This is a genomic window from Phytopseudomonas dryadis (assembly GCF_004327355.1).
GTDB lineage: Bacteria > Pseudomonadota > Gammaproteobacteria > Pseudomonadales > Pseudomonadaceae > Aquipseudomonas > Aquipseudomonas dryadis.
Genome location: NZ_QJUM01000042.1, coordinates 20,797 through 35,271 on the forward strand (window position 1 = coordinate 20,797; position 14,475 = coordinate 35,271).

Genomic DNA, 14,475 nt, shown 5'->3' on the forward strand with positions numbered 1-14,475 from the left:
TCGTCGCTGCAGCACCTCCCCTCTAAAATGCAGGATGGGTGGCAACCCATCGGCTCTTGATGGGTTACACCCATCCTACCTGGCTGCGTTCGCGAGCAAGCTCGCTCCTACGGACTCACCACCTCGGCGATCACCGCCAGGGTATCGCCGCTTTTCACCAGCCCCGGGAAGTGCCGGGCGGCGAGCAGACCGCTGCGCCGGGCACGGTATTCGCTGGCGGGCGCGCCGGTGCGCCGGGCGCTGTGCACGCGGGCGATCACCTCGCCCTTTTCCACCGTCTCACCGAGGTCGCGGCACATTTCCAGCAGGCCGTCGTCCTCGCTGGCGACGAAGCAGTCGCCGTCGGGCATGTCGAGCATCACCGATTCACCCACCTCGATCTCGCCGCTCAGCAGGCCGAAGTGGATCAGCAGGTTGCGCACGCCGCGCTCGGCGATGGCCAGGCTCTGCGCCGTGCAGCTGCCGCCACCGCCGAGCTCGGTGGTGACGAACACCTTGCCCTGTTCCTCGGCGGCGGTGTCGTACATGCCCACCGCGTCGAGTTCGAGCATGCGCATGCAGTAGGGCGCGGCGAAGGCGCGCATGCCGGCCTCGCAGGCGGCGTCCTGGGCCTTGTCCGCCAGCACGTGGCAAGCGGCGAAGGGCAGGAAATCCAGGGTCTTGCCGCCAGAATGGATGTCCAGCACCACATCGGCCATGGGTAGCAGGGTGCGCTGGAAATAGTCGGCGATCTTCTGCGTCACCGTGCCGTCCGGCTTGCCGGGAAAGCTGCGGTTCAGATTGCCCTTGTCGATCGGCGAGGTGCGGGTGCCGGCGTGCACCGCCGGGGCGTTCATGAACGGCACGATGATCACCCGACCGCTGACGTCCTCGGCGCGCAAGGTCTGCGCCAGCTTGGCCAGCGCCAGCGGGCCTTCGTATTCGTCGCCGTGGTTGCCGCCGGTGAGCAGGGCGGTGGAACCGCTGCCGTTCTTCACCACGGTAAGCGGAATCATCACCGCGCCCCAGGCGGAATCGTCGCGGGAGTAAGGCAGTTTGAGGAAGCCGTGCTGCACGCCGTCACGGTCGAAATCGACGGTGGGGCTAATCGGGTTGTCGCGGAGTTGGGTCATGATGCAAAGCCCGGTACAGGTGGATATATCGAATCTCGCCGCTTTCCGTAGGAGCTGGCTTGCCAGCGATGCATTGTCAATGCTGATCGCCGGCAAGCCGGCTCCTACGGGGGGTTGGTCAATCCTTGACGAACAGCTTGCGCGGCACGTCGCACAGGGTTTCCACGCCGCTGTCGGTGATCAGGATCGATTCGGTGATCTCCAGTCCCCAGTCGTCCAGCCACAGGCCCGGCATGAAGTGGAAGGTCATGCCCGGCTGCAGCACGCTCTCGTCGCTCGGACGCAGGCTCATGGTGCGCTCGCCCCAGTCCGGCGGATAGCTGATACCGATCGGGTAGCCGCAGCGGCTGTCCTTGTGGATGCCGAATTTCTCCAGCACCTTGAAGAATGCGCGGGCGATATCGCCGGTGGTGTTGCCCGGCCTGGCCGCTTCCAGGCCGGCGGCGATGCCTTCGACCACGGCCTTCTCGCCATCGAGGAAATGCTGCGGCGGCTTGCCCAGGTACACGGTGCGCGACAGCGGGCAGTGATAGCGCTTGTAGCAGCCGGCGACCTCGAAGAAGGTGCCGGCGCCGGACTGCATGGGCGAGTCGTCCCAGGTCAGGTGCGGGGCGCTGGCATCGGCGCCGGTGGGCAGCAGAGGCACGATGGCCGGGTAGTCGCCGCCATGGCCGTCGGCGCCGAGGATGCCGGTGCGGTAGATCTCGGCGACCAGTTCGTTCTTGCGCAGGCCCGGCTCGATCTTGTCGAAGATCGCCGCGTGCATCTTCTCGACGATCCTGGCGGCGATGCGCATGTAGCCGATCTCGGTGGGCGACTTGATCGCCCGCTGCCAGTTGACCAGCGCGGTGGCGTCGACGAAGCGCGCGTTCGGCAGGTGGCGCTGCAACGACTGGTAGGCGGCGGCGCTGAAGTAGTAGTTGTCCAGTTCCACGCCGATGGCGAGCCTGTCCCAGCCACGGGCGGCGATCACCTCCTTGGCCAGGTAGTCCATCGGGTGGCGCTCGGTGGACTGCACGTAGTGGTCGGGGTAGCCGACGATGTTGCCCGGCTGCATGAACACCGTGCGCCTGGCGCCGTTGGCGTCCTGGCCGCGGCCGAACCACACCGGCTCGCCGTCCAGGGCCAGCAGCACGCACTGGTGCACGTAGAACGACCAGCCGTCATAGCCGGTCAGCCAGGCCATGTTGGACGGGTCGGAAACGATCAGCAGCTCGATGCCCTGGGCGCTCATGGCCGCTCGGGCCTTGGCGATGCGCTGGGCATATTCCTCCCGGCTGAAGGGGAGGTTGACGACGATGTCGGACATGCGAAAGCCCTCGTGGATTGTGTTTTCCGTAGGAGCCGGCTTGCTGGCGACATATCGCCGGCAAGCCGGCTCCTACAGGGGGATCAGGCGTTGAAGATGAAACCCTTGCCCGCCGCCCGCGCCCGCTCGAACGCGAGGCTGGCGATGGCGGTGTCCTGGGCGCCGGTGCCGGTCAGGTCGCACAGGGTGATCTGCGCGGCCGAGGTGCGCCCGGGGCGCTGGCCGGCGATGACCTGGCCGAGTTCGGCGAAGCCGTCCTGCGCGCCGACCAGGCCGGCTTCGATGGCGTGATGCAGCTCGCCGAGCACGCGGGTCTGGCTCAGGCGGTCGGCGACGTAGGTATCGACCCCTGCCAGCGCGGCGGCGGCGATCTCGTTCTTGTGCTCGGCATCCGAGCCCATGGCGGTGATATGCAGGCCGGGGCGCAGGTGCTCGGGCCGGATCAGCGGTTCGCGGCTGGGCGTGGTGGTGATGGCGATATCGGCGCCGTCCAGCGCGGCCTCGATGCTGTCCACGGCCCGGGCATCAATCAGTTCGGCAGCCATGGCGACAGCCTTGCTCGCGTCGCGTGCCCAGATGCGCACCTCGCGCACCTCCCGCACCAGGCGCAATGCCTGCAGTTGCAGGCGCGCCTGCTCGCCAGCGCCGAGAATGGCGACCACGCCGGCATCTTCCCGGGCCAGCCACTTGGCAGCCACGGCGCCAGCGGCGGCGGTGCGCACGGCGGTGAGGTAACCGTTGTCCAGCAGCAGCGCATCGGCCAGCCCGGTCTGCGCCGAGAACAGCATCATCAGGCCGTTGAGGCTGGGCAGGCCGAGCCTGGGGTTGTCGAAGAAGCCGGGGCTGACCTTGATGGCGAAGCGTGGCACACCGGGCAGGTAGGCGGTCTTCACGTCCACCTCGCCGTTGTGCTCGGGGATGTCCAGGCGCAGGATCGGCGGCATCGCCACGGCGGCGGTGGCCAGCAGGCGGAAGGCGTTTTCCACCGCGGCCAGGCTGTCGGCATCGATGCCGACGCAGTCGCGCAGGTCGGCCTGGTTGAGAATCAGGGTCTTGGCCATGGGGGGTTCCTCAGGCGTCCGCGCCGTTGAGCACGCGCAGGTGCTGGTCGATGTCGATATTGCGGCCGCTGACTACCACCACCACCGGCCCGCGCGGCTCGATCAGGCCGTCGAGCAGGGTGGCGATGCCCACCGCAGCGGCGCCTTCCACCACCAGCAGTTCCTCACGGTAGGCGTGGCGGATGCCACGGGCGATGGCGGCTTCGTCGAGCAGATGCACCTGGTCGCACAGCTCGCGGGTCAGGCCGAAGGTGTAGCGGTTGTCCAGGCCGATGCCGCCGCCGAGCGAATCCGCCAGGGTCGGCAGTTCTTCCACCTCTATCGGGTGCCCGGCCTGCAGGCTGGCGTGCATCGCCGCGCCGAGACGCATGCTGATGCCGTGGGTACGAATCGCCGGGCTGGTGCCCTTGATCGCCAGTGCCACGCCGGCGAACAGGCCGCCACCGGAGAGCGGCACCAGCACGTCGCAGACGTCCGGGCACTGCTCGAGAATCTCCAGGCCGAGGCTGCCCTGGCCGGCGATTACGTGTGGGTGATCGAACGGCGGAATGAACGTGGCGCCCTGTTCGCGAGCGATGCGCAGTGCTTCGAGCTGAGCATCGTCCTGGCTGCGGCCGGTAACGACCACCTCGGCGCCCAGTTCGCGGATGGCGCGCACCTTGTTCGCCGGCACCAGCTCGGACAGGCACACGGTGGCCTTTACCCCAAGCTGCGACGCCGCGAACGCCAGCGCTCTGCCATGATTACCGGTGGAGGCGGTGACCACGCCCAGACGCTGCTGTTCGGCACTCAATTGCGCCACGGCATTGCTCGCGCCACGCAGCTTGAAACTGCCGGTGGCCTGTTGCGATTCCAGCTTCAACCACACCGGTACGCCGAGCAGGCGGGTCAGCGAAGGCGACGCTTCCAGCGGCGTCTGCCGAACCAGACCGGCGATACGCTGGCGCGCCTGGAGCAGGTCGTCGAGGTGGATCGAAGGCATGGCACGCATTCCCCGCAAGGTGTGTGCGGCCGAGTGTACGAGCGGGAAATTGCACGGCTGAATGTACTAGGACGATATTTTTCGAGGGTGGCGGTGTGCCGTCGATACCGTCTTGATCCCTGGCCTGCAAGCGCCCGTTCACAGTCAGGGTTGACACGTAGGAGCGTCGACCCCGGCGCGATGCGATGCGATGGTGGCCATGCTGCAAGAATCGCGGCATGGCCACGATTCGCCGCGAGGCAAGGCACGAGCCGCGAAGTTTAGATCGTAGGATGGGTCGGGCTGGAAAGCGGGACGAAAGAGCCCATGGGGTTTGCTTGTCGTCCAGCCTCCAGCGCTCTAATCGGCCGTCCGCTTTTGCCTTTAGCGCGGCAGACCCCGAACGGCCTGGTTGCGGCCCTGGTGCTTGGCCTGGTACAGCGCCAGATCGGCGGACTTCAGCACATCGGCCAGGTTGTCCGAGGTTTCCGGCAGGTGGGCGATGCCAAGGGACACGGTCAGGTGCCCGCCGGTGGCAAAGACATGCCGGGCGACGGCGTTGCGCAGCCGCTCGGCGATCTCCAGCGCATTGTCCAGGCTGGTCTCGGGCAGGAACATGGCGAATTCTTCGCCGCCGGCGCGGCACAGCAGGTCCTGAGAACGGGAACCTTCACGCATCAGCGTCGCCAGCTCCTGCAGCGCCTTGTCGCCGACATCGTGGCCGTGCAGGTCGTTGACCTGCTTGAAATGGTCGATATCCAGCATGATCAGCGCGAAGCTGCGGCCTTCGGCCTGCCAGATGCCAAGCATGCTGTCCATGCCGCGGCGGTTGGTCAGGCCGGTGAGCTGGTCGGTCAGGGATTCGTGGTTGAGGCGATGGATCTTGCTGTTGACCTGGCGCAGCCCGGCCAGCAGCGAGAGTTTCAGCTGCGCCGCCTCGAAATACCAGGAGCGTACCTTCTCGAAGGCTTCGCGGGCCCCGGGCGAGTCCATCTCGCGGGCCTGGTGGGCGAGTTGCCAGAGCGGCAGCGAGATCAGGCGCGAGAGCCCCCAGATCGCCAGCAGGGAAAACAGCAGCAACGGCAAGGTATTGAACAGGGTATGCCAGGTCAGGGCTTCCAGCTCCTCCAGCGTGGCCTGCAGCGGCCGTTGCGCCACCAGGCCCCAGCCGACGCGCTGCAGCGGGGCGTAACCGGCGAGCATTTCCACGTCCTGGCTGTTGCGCAGGCGCATGCTGCCCGCTTCACCGGCGATGACCGCTTCGATCACCGGGTTGCCGGTGACGAGGTGGCCGAGGCGGCTGGTATCCCTGTGGTAGACCAGGTGACGCTGGCTGTCGACGACGTAGAGGTAGGAGCCATCGAGGTAGTAGTGCTGGCCGAGCAGGCTGCGCAGGATATTGTTCTCCTGCAGGTAGATCGAGCCGGTGACATAGCCCTTGTAGCTGCCGTCGGCGGCGAACAGGGGATGGGAAATGCTGACCACCAGCTTGCCGGTGGTGGTGATGAACGGCTGGCTGATCAGCGGTTCGCGGATTTTCAGATTGTTGCGGTTGCCTACGCTGTGCAGTTGCCGGCCGACCAGGTTCAGGCTTGCCGGGGAGTTGCTGAGCACATGCCCGCGGGCATCGACGATCAGCACCGCGTTGAAGGTATTGGTCGACAGTTGCAGGCGCCTGGCCTGTTTATCCAGTTCGGCGGGCCGCTCCAGCGCCTCGACTATGTCGGCATGGCTGTACGCCAGCTGCTGCTGGGTGGCGGCAAGAAAATTGTCGGTCGAGTCGGCCAGTTTGGCGGCATAGACGCGATTGGCCTCCAGGGTGGTGCGGATCAGCAGATCCTCCTGCACCTGATAGCTGGAATAGAGCGCGTTGGCGAGCGTCAGCACCACGGACACCAGGGTCAGGGCGAGGATCAGTTGACGGAGATCGATACGGGGCATTGTCTTTCTTGTGCGATGTTCCAAGGCAAGGGCATCATGCCTGCCGATGGAGTCGCTGACCAGCCATATGGGCACTCGCCGGTATCATCCGCCACGCCTCCGGCAGCCCGGCGCGCCCTGGCGATGCCCGCGCGCCACCTGACGCCCCTCAGAAGTCATGGATCTTCGGGTACTGCCCGAACACTTCGCGGATGATGCCGAGCCCCTTGTGCATCTGCGCCTCGCTGCACTCGGCGCCCACGCACAGGCGCACCGCGCGCGGGCGCGGCATGCCCGGTGGCACGAAAGGGTCGGGCAGGGTGAGGGCGACGTGCTTGCGCCGCAGCTCGCGCAGCAGGTTGTCCGGCGCCCAGTGCTCCGGCACGGCGAGCCAGGCGTTCAGCGAGTAGGGATGGTTGCGCAACAGGAACTCGCCCAGTTCGGCTTCCACCAGGGCCTGGCGGTTGGCCAGCAGCTGACGCTGCATCTGCACCAGTTCCTCGGCCTGGCCGCCATTGATCCAGCGGGCGGCGATCTCGCCGAGCAGCGGCGTGGCCATCCAGCTGTTGACCCGCAGGATGCTCTCGGTGCGCAGCGCCAGGCGCTTGGGCATCGCCAGGTAACCGAGGCGCAGGCCGGCCAGCACCGACTTGGTCATGCTGGTGCAGTAGAACGACAGCTCCGGCAGGTAATGGCTGATCGGCCGGGCCCGTTGCTGGCCGGCGAGCAGCGGCCCGTAGACATCGTCCTCGATCACATACACGCCATAACGGCGGGCAATCTCGGCGATCTCGCGGCGGCGCGCATCGGGCATCAGGCAACTGGTGGGGTTGTTCAGGTTGGGCGTGCACACCAGCGCGGTGATGCGCTCGTTGCCGCACATGTCCTCGAAGTGCTCGGGGTCGATGCCATGGGCATCCATCTCCAGGCCCTTGAGGGTGAAGCCGAGCACCTGGGACGAGCCGATCACGCCGTGATCGGACAGCCCCTCGCAGAGCACCACGTCATCCGGTCCGGCCAGCGAGGCGAGGGCCAGGAAGATGCCGTGGGCTGCGCCGTTGGTCAGCAGCAGGTCGTCGCGGGTCACCTCCAGGCCGAGCCCGGACAACCAGCGCACCCCGGCCTCGCGGTGGCTCTCGAAACCGGCGATGGGGCGGAAGGCGCGGATCCATGGCTGGTCGGGCTCGGTCGCCAGTTCACCACAGGTGGCCTGCCACAGGCGATCGTGCTCACCGGTATGGACGATGCGGGCGATGGAAAAATCCAGCAGCGCCTGCTCGCTGCGATCGAGCATCGAAGTGGCGACCTTCTCGCTGGTGCGCCGCGACACGAAACTGCCACGGCCCACCTCGCAACGCACCCGGCCCTGGCGCTCCAGCTCCTTGTAGGCATTGGTCACCGTCTGCACACTGATGCCCAGGGCCTCGGAGACCTGCCGTTGCGGCGGCAGGCGCTGGCCATCGCTGAGCCTGCCCTGCTCGATGTCGGCGGTGATGGCCTGCACCAGCGTCTTGTACTTCGATTCGCCCTGACGGGCGCCGCTCAGGGCCTGCTTCCAGTTGTGCATGGTGCTCCGGGGTAAGGGACTACCTTTCAACGTCTTCGAAAGACGGCTATCGGGTAACGACAGCTATATAGCCGCAAAGAGCGCTGAAGGCTGGACGAGAAGAGCAACGCCGCATTTCGTCCAGCCTCGAGCCTCCAGCGCTCTTCTCGGCTGTTACCCCTCACATGAGGGTGAGGGGCCGTTGCCTACAGCATCCCGCCTGTCAGCTTGCGATTCAATTGTCCTAGTGCAATACCGCAGGCAAAAACCCTTTTGTATGCTCGGCCCAAGGGTGGAACCGGTGCTCGCAGCGCCCGGATAAAAATACACGATCCGCCTTCGGCCGCCCGCGGTCAGATGCTCTTGAAAACCTGCCTCCTAGAGGGTCTGTTGCCGTTTCAGCACGACTGCGCTGAAACGGCAACAGACCTTAATAACGCTCCGCTCCATCGGGCGGATTACAAGAAACAGGAGAATCACATGATGAGCAGCGTTATTCCTTCCACTGTGCGTCGTCTCGTCGTCGCCTGCGGCATTCTCGCCGGCCTCGGCGCCGGTATCGCCCACGCCGCCGACACCCTGGAAAAAGTGCGGGACAACAGCAGCGTACGCATCGGCTATGCCAATGAAACGCCCTTCGCCTATACCGCCCTGGATGGCAGCGTGACCGGCGAATCGCCGGAAATCGTCAAGAAGGTCTTCGAGAAGATGGGCGTCACCACCATCAACCCGGTGCTCACCGAGTGGGGCTCGCTGATCCCCGGCCTGCGCGCCAGCCGCTTCGACCTGATCGCCGCCGGCATGTACATCACCCCGGAGCGCTGCAAGCAGGTGCTGTTCACCGACCCGCACTACCAGTTGCCCGACACCCTGCTGACCAAAACCGGTAACCCGAAGAACCTGCACAGCTACGAGGACATCGCCAAGAGTGGCGCCAAGGTGGCGATCATGGCCGGTACGGTGAACCTCGGTTACGCCCGCGGCGCCGGCATCACCGACGGGCAGATCCTCCAGGTGCCGGACACCACCGCGCAACTGCAAGCCGTACGCGCCGGTCGTGCTGACGCCGCCGTGGGCACCCAGCTGACCATGAAGGGCCTGGCCGACAAGGGCGGCGACTCGGTGGAAGCCATCGCCGAGTTCAAGGACGACCCCGCCCACACCGGTTACGGCGCCCTGGCCTTCCGTCCGGAAGACAAGGCCCTTCGCGATGCGGTCAACGCCGAGTTGAAGCAGTGGATCGGCAGCGAAGAGCACCTGGCCACGGTCGCCCCATTCGGCTTCGACCAGTCCAACATCACCGACAAGACCGCCGCCGAGCTCTGCGGCCAATAAGCTGTCGTGCGCAAGGGCGCAGGCAACTGCCTGCGCCCTTGCGCTTCCCGTTGCTTCCCCTCGCCACATAGGACTGCACTGATGGGCGACCTCCTTCCTCTCCTGCTCCAAGGCGCCTGGGTGACCGTGCAGGTCACCTTCTGGGGCTCGTTGCTGGCCATCGTCTCGGCGGTGCTCGCCGCCCTCGGCCGACTCTCGCCGATCGGTCCGCTGCGCTGGCTGGCCATCGTCTACATCGAGGTGTTCCGCGGCACCTCGCTGCTGGTGCAGCTGTTCTGGCTGTACTTCGTGCTGCCGATGCCACCGTTCAATGTCGAGATGAGCGCCTACGCGGTGGCCATCGTCGGCCTTGGCCTGCATATCGGCGCCTATGGCGCGGAAGTCATGCGCGGCGCCATCCGTTCGGTGGCCAAGGGTCAATACGAGGCATGCCAGGCGCTGAACCTGTCGCCGTTCAAGCGCTTCTACCGGATCATCCTGCCCCAGGCGCTGCTGGCGGCGATCCCGCCGGGCACCAACCTGCTCATCGAACTGCTGAAGAACACCTCGCTGGTGTCGCTGATCACCCTGTCGGATCTGGCCTTCCGCGCCCGCCAGCTGGATCAGGCGACCTTCATGACCCTGGAGATCTTCGCCCTGGCCCTGCTGATGTACTTCGTCATGGCGCAGGTGATCAACCTGGGCATGCGCCGGCTGGAAAAACGCCTGGCCCGCGGGCGCATGCGCGGGGGCCTGTCATGAATTTCTTCGACTGGCAATTCGCCTGGAGCATCCTGCCGCAACTGCTGCAGGCCTCGCTCAACACCCTGCTGATCACCTTCGGCGGCTTCGCCATCGCCATCGTCCTCGGCCTGTTCCTGGCCATCGCCCGGCGCAGCCGGCAGGTGTGGCTGTCGTGGCCGGCCACGGGGCTGATCGAATTCATCCGCAGCACGCCGCTGCTGATCCAGGTGTATTTCCTGTTCTACGTGTTCCCCAACTACGGGCTCAACCTCACCGCGTTGCAGGCGGGCATCCTCGGCATCGCCCTGCATTACGCCTGCTACACGGCCGAAGTGTATCGCGCCGGCCTGGATGCCGTGCCGCGGGCGCAGTGGGAGGCGGTCACCGCGCTCAACCTGTCGCCGCTGACCGCCTACCGCAACATCATCCTGCCCCAGGCACTGCGGCCGATCCTGCCAGCGCTGGGCAACTACCTGGTGGCCATGCTCAAGGACACCCCGGTGCTGTCGGCCATCACCGTGGTGGAAATCATGCAGCAGGCCAAGAACATCGGTTCGGAAAGCTTCCGCTACCTGGAGCCGATCACCCTGGTCGGGCTGTTCTTCCTGCTGCTCAGTCTCGCCCTCGCCTGGTGCGTGCGCCGCCTCGAAGACCGTATGGAGGAGGCGCCCCGATGAACGCCCCGCACCTTTCGCCCACCGCTGCCGGGAGTCCCGCCATGCCCCAGCCCATCGTGCGTTTCACCGACGTGACCAAACGCTACGGCAACCTGACCGTGCTCGACCACCTCAACCTCGACGTCGCTCCCGGCGAGAAGGTCGCCATCATCGGCCCCAGCGGCTCGGGGAAATCCACCCTGCTGCGTGCGTTGATGACCCTGGAGGACATCGACGAAGGCGTGATCGAAGTCGACGACCAGCCGCTGACCCACATGCCCGGCCGCGACGGGCGCCTGGTGCGCGCCAGCGCCAGCCACCAGCGCAAGGTGCGCGGCAAGATCGGCATGGTATTCCAGAGCTTCAACCTGTTCCCGCACATGAACGCCCTGCAGAACGTCATCGAGGCACCGGTGCAGGTGCTCGGCATGAACAAGCGCGAAGCCAGCGAACGGGCGCGGGAACTGCTGGACATGGTGGGCCTGGGCGCCAAGCACGAACACTACCCGTCGCAACTGTCCGGCGGGCAGCAACAGCGGGTGGCCATCGCCCGCGCCCTGGCCATGCGGCCCAAGGTGATGCTGTTCGACGAAGTGACCTCGGCGCTCGATCCCGAGCTGTGCGGCGAGGTGCTCAACGTCATCCGGCGCCTGGGCAGCGAGCACAACCTGACCATGCTCATGGTCACCCACCAGATGGGCTTCGCCCGCGAGTTCGCCGACCGCGTGTGCTTCTTCCACCAGGGCTGCATCCACGAGCAGGGCACCCCCGCCGAGCTGTTCGGCAACCCGCAGCAGGAACGTACGCAGAGCTTCCTCAGCGCGGTGAACGAGGCGCATTGAGGCGCAAGCGGCCTTCGATCAAAAACGCTTGAGGCTGGAAAGCCGGACGAAAGAGCCCATGGGGTTGGCTTGTCGTTCAGCCTCCAGCCTTTAGCGCTCCTGTCGGCCGTCCGCTTTCGCCTTGTAGCCGATGTGGAAAAGCGCAATGACTTCTAAGGAGGCTAGTCGCGGATGAAGCGCAGACCGGCGCCCTCGCCGTCGGCGCGCATCACTTCCATCTCCAGGATCGGCGCCTCGATGGGCAGATCCTGTACCTGGCCGGTCACCCGCGTGCCGAGCGCCAGGGCGCCGAGATCCGGGTGTTTGACGTACACCCCGCCATCGGAGAGATCGCGGGTCTGGGCGACCAGCTCACCGAAGCTGGGGTGACAGATGCGGATGCGGCACTTCATCGGTGTGCGGGGGTGCTGGCGCTGGTTGGCAGACATGCCTGGACATCCTCGTGCGCGAATGACGCCTGGTTAATAACCCAATTTTCCCGGCGCGCCCAGCGCCAATCGCCAACCGGCCCCCATCAGTACCAGCGCGCTTCGCCTTCCGGGCGTTTCTTGAAGCGCTTCATGCTCCACATGTACTGGCTGGGGTAGGCCCGCACGTATTTCTCCACCACGCCGCTCATGGCGGCCACCGCAGTGTAAGTGTCTTCGCTGTACATGCCTTCCGGCGCGGCCTCGAGGATCACCTTGTAGCCCGAGCCGTCTTCCAGGCGCAGGGCATGGAGGAACACGCCCACGGCCTTGTGCCCGGCGAGCATGCCCGGCACGAACTTGCTGGTCAGTGCCACGGTGCCGCAGAAGGGCACGAACAGGCCGGCCGACAGGCTCGGCTCGGGGTCGGCCGGGATGCCCACGGCGCCACCCTTGCGCACTTCCTTGATGACGCTGAGGATGCCTTCCTTGGTCGACGGCGCCACCCGGTTGCCCAGTTGCACCCGTTGCTCGCGCAGCAGGTCGTCCACCGCCTTGAGCTTGGGCGGCCGGTAGAAAATGATCGGCTTGCACTGCGAGCAGTAGAAGTGGTTGAGCACTTCCCAGTTGCCCAGGTGGCTGGTGATGCCGACCACGCCCTTGCCCGACGCCAGCGCGGCTTCGAGCACTTCCAGGCCCTCGACCTCACGCACCCGCGCCAGGGATTTGTGCGCCGGCCAGACCCAGGCACAGGCGCTCTCGGTGAGCGTCCTGCCGATGTCCATCAGGCTGCGGCCGACCAGTTTCTCCCGTTCGGCGGCACTCAGTTCAGGGAAGCATTTGCCCAGGTTGATGCGCACCACGTCACGCGAGCCACTGGGCAGTTTCCACATCAGCCAGCCGATCATCGCACCGAGCGACTGCACCGCACGCCACGGCAGGAGGGCGAACAAACGCAGGAACCCCACCACCAGTGCGCCTTTGAGCTTTTCCACACGCTGCTCCCGTCAATCAAAGGGAGCGCATTGTAACCGCCTCAGGCCAGCGTGACTGTTACATACACGCGCAGAAACGAGGAAACGTTCAGTAGAGCCCGGTCCTCAGGCGTTCCTGCAGTTCGCGTTCATAGGCCTGCACATCGAACTGCGGATCCATGAGGGTCTTGAGGATGTCGCCGGGCGACGGCAGGCTGGAGCGCAGCACCTGCTGCTCGGGCTCCCACAGCCTGGAGCGGACGATGGCCTTGGAACACTGGAAGTAGCAGCTGTCCACCGTGACCCGCAGCACGCTGCGCGGCAACTTGCCCTGGGCGCGGCACGCCTCGAGCAGCTCCGGCTCCAGGGAGATGCTCGCGCGGCCGTTGACGCGCAGGCTCTCGCCCACCCCGGGGATCAGGAACAGCAAGGCCACACGCGGGTCCTGGACGATATTGCGCAGGCTATCGATGCGGTTGTTGCCCGGCCGGTCGGGCAGGGCCAGGGTACGTTCGTCGAGGACCCTCACGAAGCCCGGCGCGTCACCGCGCGGCGAGCAATCCAGCCCCTCGGGCCCGCTGGTGGCCAGCACCACGAAGGGCGCCGCGGCGATCAGCGCCTGGTAGGGCTCGCTGAGGTAGGGGATTTCCTTGCGCAGGGAACGCTCGTGGGGTTCGCCGTACAGCGCGTGCAACTGTTCCAGGGAGTCGATGCGGGTCATGCCGGACGCTCCTGCCGCAACGACGCATGGCGGTCACAATCGAGGGTATGGTCCATGACCATGCCGGTGGCCTGCATGTAGGCGTAGCAAATGGTCGGGCCGACGAAGGTGAAGCCGGCTTTCTTCAACGCCTTGCTCATGGCCTCGGCCTCCGGCGTCACCGCGGGTACGTCGCCACGACCGCTGAAGTGGTTGATCTTCGGTTTGCCGCCGACGAACGACCAGAGCAGCGCCACCGGATCGTCGAGGCGCAGCCAGGCCTGCGCATTCCTGCGCGCGGCCTGCAGCTTGAGGCGGTTGCGGATGATACCGGGGTCCTGCATCAGGGTGTCGATGTAGGCATCGCTCATGGCCGCCACGCGCTCGACGTCGAAGCCGAACAGCACCTCGCGGTAGCGCTCGCGCTTCCTCAGCACGGTGATCCACGACAACCCCGCCTGGGCGCCTTCGAGCAGCAGCAACTCGAACAGGTGCCGCGGATCGCGCGACGGCACGCCCCATTCTTCATCGTGGTAGGCCTGGTACAGCGGATCGTCGGTACACCAGAAGCAGCGAGGCATGGCAGTCGGCTCGGCGATGGGCGAAGAGACGCACTATAACCGCGGATCGGGGGTTTGTAGGAGCTAAGCCCCCGCGGCGAATGGCGACCATGCTGCGGTATCGTGCAAATCCACAGAAGCTTCGCCCCGAGGCGGGGATCCTACAGGTGGTTGGCGCCCCCGCGGCTCACGACTCGCGGCCGATATAGGCCACCACCCGGTCAGCGCGTAGATACCGTCTCGATCCTTGGCCTGCCAGAACCCGTTCACAGTCAGGGTTGACCAGTAGGAGCGTCGCCCCCGGCGCGATGCGATGGTGGGCATGCTGCGAAAATCGCGGTATGTCCACGATTCGCCGCGAGGTCGCGG

General features: G+C 66.1%; 14 protein-coding genes. 4 read left to right on the forward strand and 10 right to left on the reverse strand.

What is annotated here, in order from left to right; genetic code table 11:
- Positions 1 to 107: 107 nt before the first annotated feature.
- From doeB to ehuR, 6 genes are all read right to left on the reverse strand, one after another.
- Positions 108 to 1,112: a N(2)-acetyl-L-2,4-diaminobutanoate deacetylase DoeB gene (gene doeB, locus DNK34_RS23965; RefSeq protein ID WP_131176992.1), complete on the reverse strand. Its 1,005-nt coding sequence runs from the start codon at positions 1,110 to 1,112 to the stop codon at positions 108 to 110.
- A gap of 118 nt (positions 1,113 to 1,230) precedes the next feature.
- A complete protein-coding gene (gene doeA, locus DNK34_RS23970; RefSeq protein WP_131176991.1) occupies positions 1,231 to 2,421 on the reverse strand; it encodes an ectoine hydrolase DoeA in 1,191 nt (396 codons plus the stop codon).
- An 83-nt stretch (positions 2,422 to 2,504) separates the two neighbouring features.
- Positions 2,505 to 3,482 carry an ectoine utilization protein EutC gene (eutC, locus tag DNK34_RS23975; protein WP_131176990.1) on the reverse strand — a complete coding sequence of 326 codons (978 nt, stop codon included), beginning with the start codon at positions 3,480 to 3,482 and terminating at the stop codon, positions 2,505 to 2,507.
- A gap of 10 nt (positions 3,483 to 3,492) precedes the next feature.
- The gene (gene eutB, locus DNK34_RS23980; protein WP_131176989.1) at positions 3,493 to 4,464 is read right to left on the reverse strand and encodes a hydroxyectoine utilization dehydratase EutB; all 972 of its coding nucleotides are present in this window, start codon (positions 4,462 to 4,464) and stop codon (positions 3,493 to 3,495) included.
- A gap of 363 nt (positions 4,465 to 4,827) precedes the next feature.
- Positions 4,828 to 6,384, reverse strand: coding sequence for a sensor domain-containing diguanylate cyclase (locus tag DNK34_RS23985; protein ID WP_131176988.1), 1,557 nt, complete (start codon positions 6,382 to 6,384; stop codon positions 4,828 to 4,830).
- Positions 6,385 to 6,532: 148 nt separating this feature from the next.
- Complete coding sequence (gene ehuR / locus DNK34_RS23990; protein WP_131176987.1) at positions 6,533 to 7,930, reverse strand: MocR-like ectoine utilization transcription factor EhuR; 1,398 nt, start codon at positions 7,928 to 7,930, stop codon at positions 6,533 to 6,535.
- Positions 7,931 to 8,392: 462 nt separating this feature from the next.
- Here ehuR and ehuB point away from each other — a divergent pair, with 462 nt between their 5' ends.
- The 4 genes from ehuB (at position 8,393) to ehuA (ending at position 11,465) form a co-directional block, all read left to right on the forward strand.
- Positions 8,393 to 9,244: an ectoine/hydroxyectoine ABC transporter substrate-binding protein EhuB gene (ehuB, locus tag DNK34_RS23995; protein WP_411269327.1), complete on the forward strand. Its 852-nt coding sequence runs from the start codon at positions 8,393 to 8,395 to the stop codon at positions 9,242 to 9,244.
- An 81-nt stretch (positions 9,245 to 9,325) separates the two neighbouring features.
- On the forward strand, positions 9,326 to 9,985 hold the full coding sequence (gene ehuC / locus DNK34_RS24000; RefSeq protein WP_131176985.1) for an ectoine/hydroxyectoine ABC transporter permease subunit EhuC: 660 nt from the start codon (positions 9,326 to 9,328) through the stop codon (positions 9,983 to 9,985).
- On the forward strand, positions 9,982 to 10,644 hold the full coding sequence (ehuD, locus tag DNK34_RS24005) for an ectoine/hydroxyectoine ABC transporter permease subunit EhuD (RefSeq protein WP_131176984.1): 663 nt from the start codon (positions 9,982 to 9,984) through the stop codon (positions 10,642 to 10,644). The genes ehuC and ehuD overlap by 4 nt, the downstream gene beginning before the upstream one ends.
- Positions 10,645 to 10,685: 41 nt before the next feature.
- Positions 10,686 to 11,465, forward strand: a complete 780-nt coding sequence (ehuA, locus tag DNK34_RS24010; protein WP_131176983.1) for an ectoine/hydroxyectoine ABC transporter ATP-binding protein EhuA — start codon at positions 10,686 to 10,688, stop codon at positions 11,463 to 11,465.
- A gap of 161 nt (positions 11,466 to 11,626) precedes the next feature.
- On the opposite strand, the gene DNK34_RS24015 is transcribed toward ehuA, so the two are convergent.
- From DNK34_RS24015 to DNK34_RS24030, 4 genes are all read right to left on the reverse strand, one after another.
- On the reverse strand, positions 11,627 to 11,893 hold the full coding sequence (locus DNK34_RS24015) for a PilZ domain-containing protein (protein ID WP_131176982.1): 267 nt from the start codon (positions 11,891 to 11,893) through the stop codon (positions 11,627 to 11,629).
- Between the two features lie 86 nt (positions 11,894 to 11,979).
- Entirely contained in the window at positions 11,980 to 12,867 is an 888-nt protein-coding gene (locus tag DNK34_RS24020; protein WP_131176981.1) for a lysophospholipid acyltransferase, read from the reverse strand.
- A gap of 88 nt (positions 12,868 to 12,955) precedes the next feature.
- Positions 12,956 to 13,567: a pyridoxamine 5'-phosphate oxidase family protein gene (locus DNK34_RS24025; RefSeq protein ID WP_131176980.1), complete on the reverse strand. Its 612-nt coding sequence runs from the start codon at positions 13,565 to 13,567 to the stop codon at positions 12,956 to 12,958.
- A complete protein-coding gene (locus DNK34_RS24030; RefSeq protein WP_131176979.1) occupies positions 13,564 to 14,127 on the reverse strand; it encodes a DNA-3-methyladenine glycosylase I in 564 nt (187 codons plus the stop codon). The genes DNK34_RS24025 and DNK34_RS24030 overlap by 4 nt, the downstream gene beginning before the upstream one ends.
- Positions 14,128 to 14,475 lie beyond the last annotated feature (348 nt).

What these genes read in the sequence shown, in the direction of transcription:
- ehuR (WP_131176987.1), bottom strand. Translation starts at nt 7,930, where the DNA reads ATGCACAACTGGAAGCAGGCCCTGAGCGGCGCCCGTCAGGGCGAATCG.
- doeB (WP_131176992.1), bottom strand. Translation starts at nt 1,112, where the DNA reads ATGACCCAACTCCGCGACAACCCGATTAGCCCCACCGTCGATTTCGAC.
- ehuA (WP_131176983.1), top strand. Translation starts at nt 10,686, where the DNA reads ATGCCCCAGCCCATCGTGCGTTTCACCGACGTGACCAAACGCTACGGC.
- DNK34_RS24025 (WP_131176980.1), bottom strand. Translation starts at nt 13,567, where the DNA reads ATGACCCGCATCGACTCCCTGGAACAGTTGCACGCGCTGTACGGCGAA.
- eutB (WP_131176989.1), bottom strand. Translation starts at nt 4,464, where the DNA reads ATGCCTTCGATCCACCTCGACGACCTGCTCCAGGCGCGCCAGCGTATC.
- eutC (WP_131176990.1), bottom strand. Translation starts at nt 3,482, where the DNA reads ATGGCCAAGACCCTGATTCTCAACCAGGCCGACCTGCGCGACTGCGTC.
- DNK34_RS23985 (WP_131176988.1), bottom strand. Translation starts at nt 6,384, where the DNA reads ATGCCCCGTATCGATCTCCGTCAACTGATCCTCGCCCTGACCCTGGTG.
- ehuB (WP_411269327.1), top strand. Translation starts at nt 8,393, where the DNA reads ATGAGCAGCGTTATTCCTTCCACTGTGCGTCGTCTCGTCGTCGCCTGC.
- DNK34_RS24015 (WP_131176982.1), bottom strand. Translation starts at nt 11,893, where the DNA reads ATGTCTGCCAACCAGCGCCAGCACCCCCGCACACCGATGAAGTGCCGC.
- doeA (WP_131176991.1), bottom strand. Translation starts at nt 2,421, where the DNA reads ATGTCCGACATCGTCGTCAACCTCCCCTTCAGCCGGGAGGAATATGCC.
- ehuC (WP_131176985.1), top strand. Translation starts at nt 9,326, where the DNA reads ATGGGCGACCTCCTTCCTCTCCTGCTCCAAGGCGCCTGGGTGACCGTG.
- DNK34_RS24030 (WP_131176979.1), bottom strand. Translation starts at nt 14,127, where the DNA reads ATGCCTCGCTGCTTCTGGTGTACCGACGATCCGCTGTACCAGGCCTAC.
- ehuD (WP_131176984.1), top strand. Translation starts at nt 9,982, where the DNA reads ATGAATTTCTTCGACTGGCAATTCGCCTGGAGCATCCTGCCGCAACTG.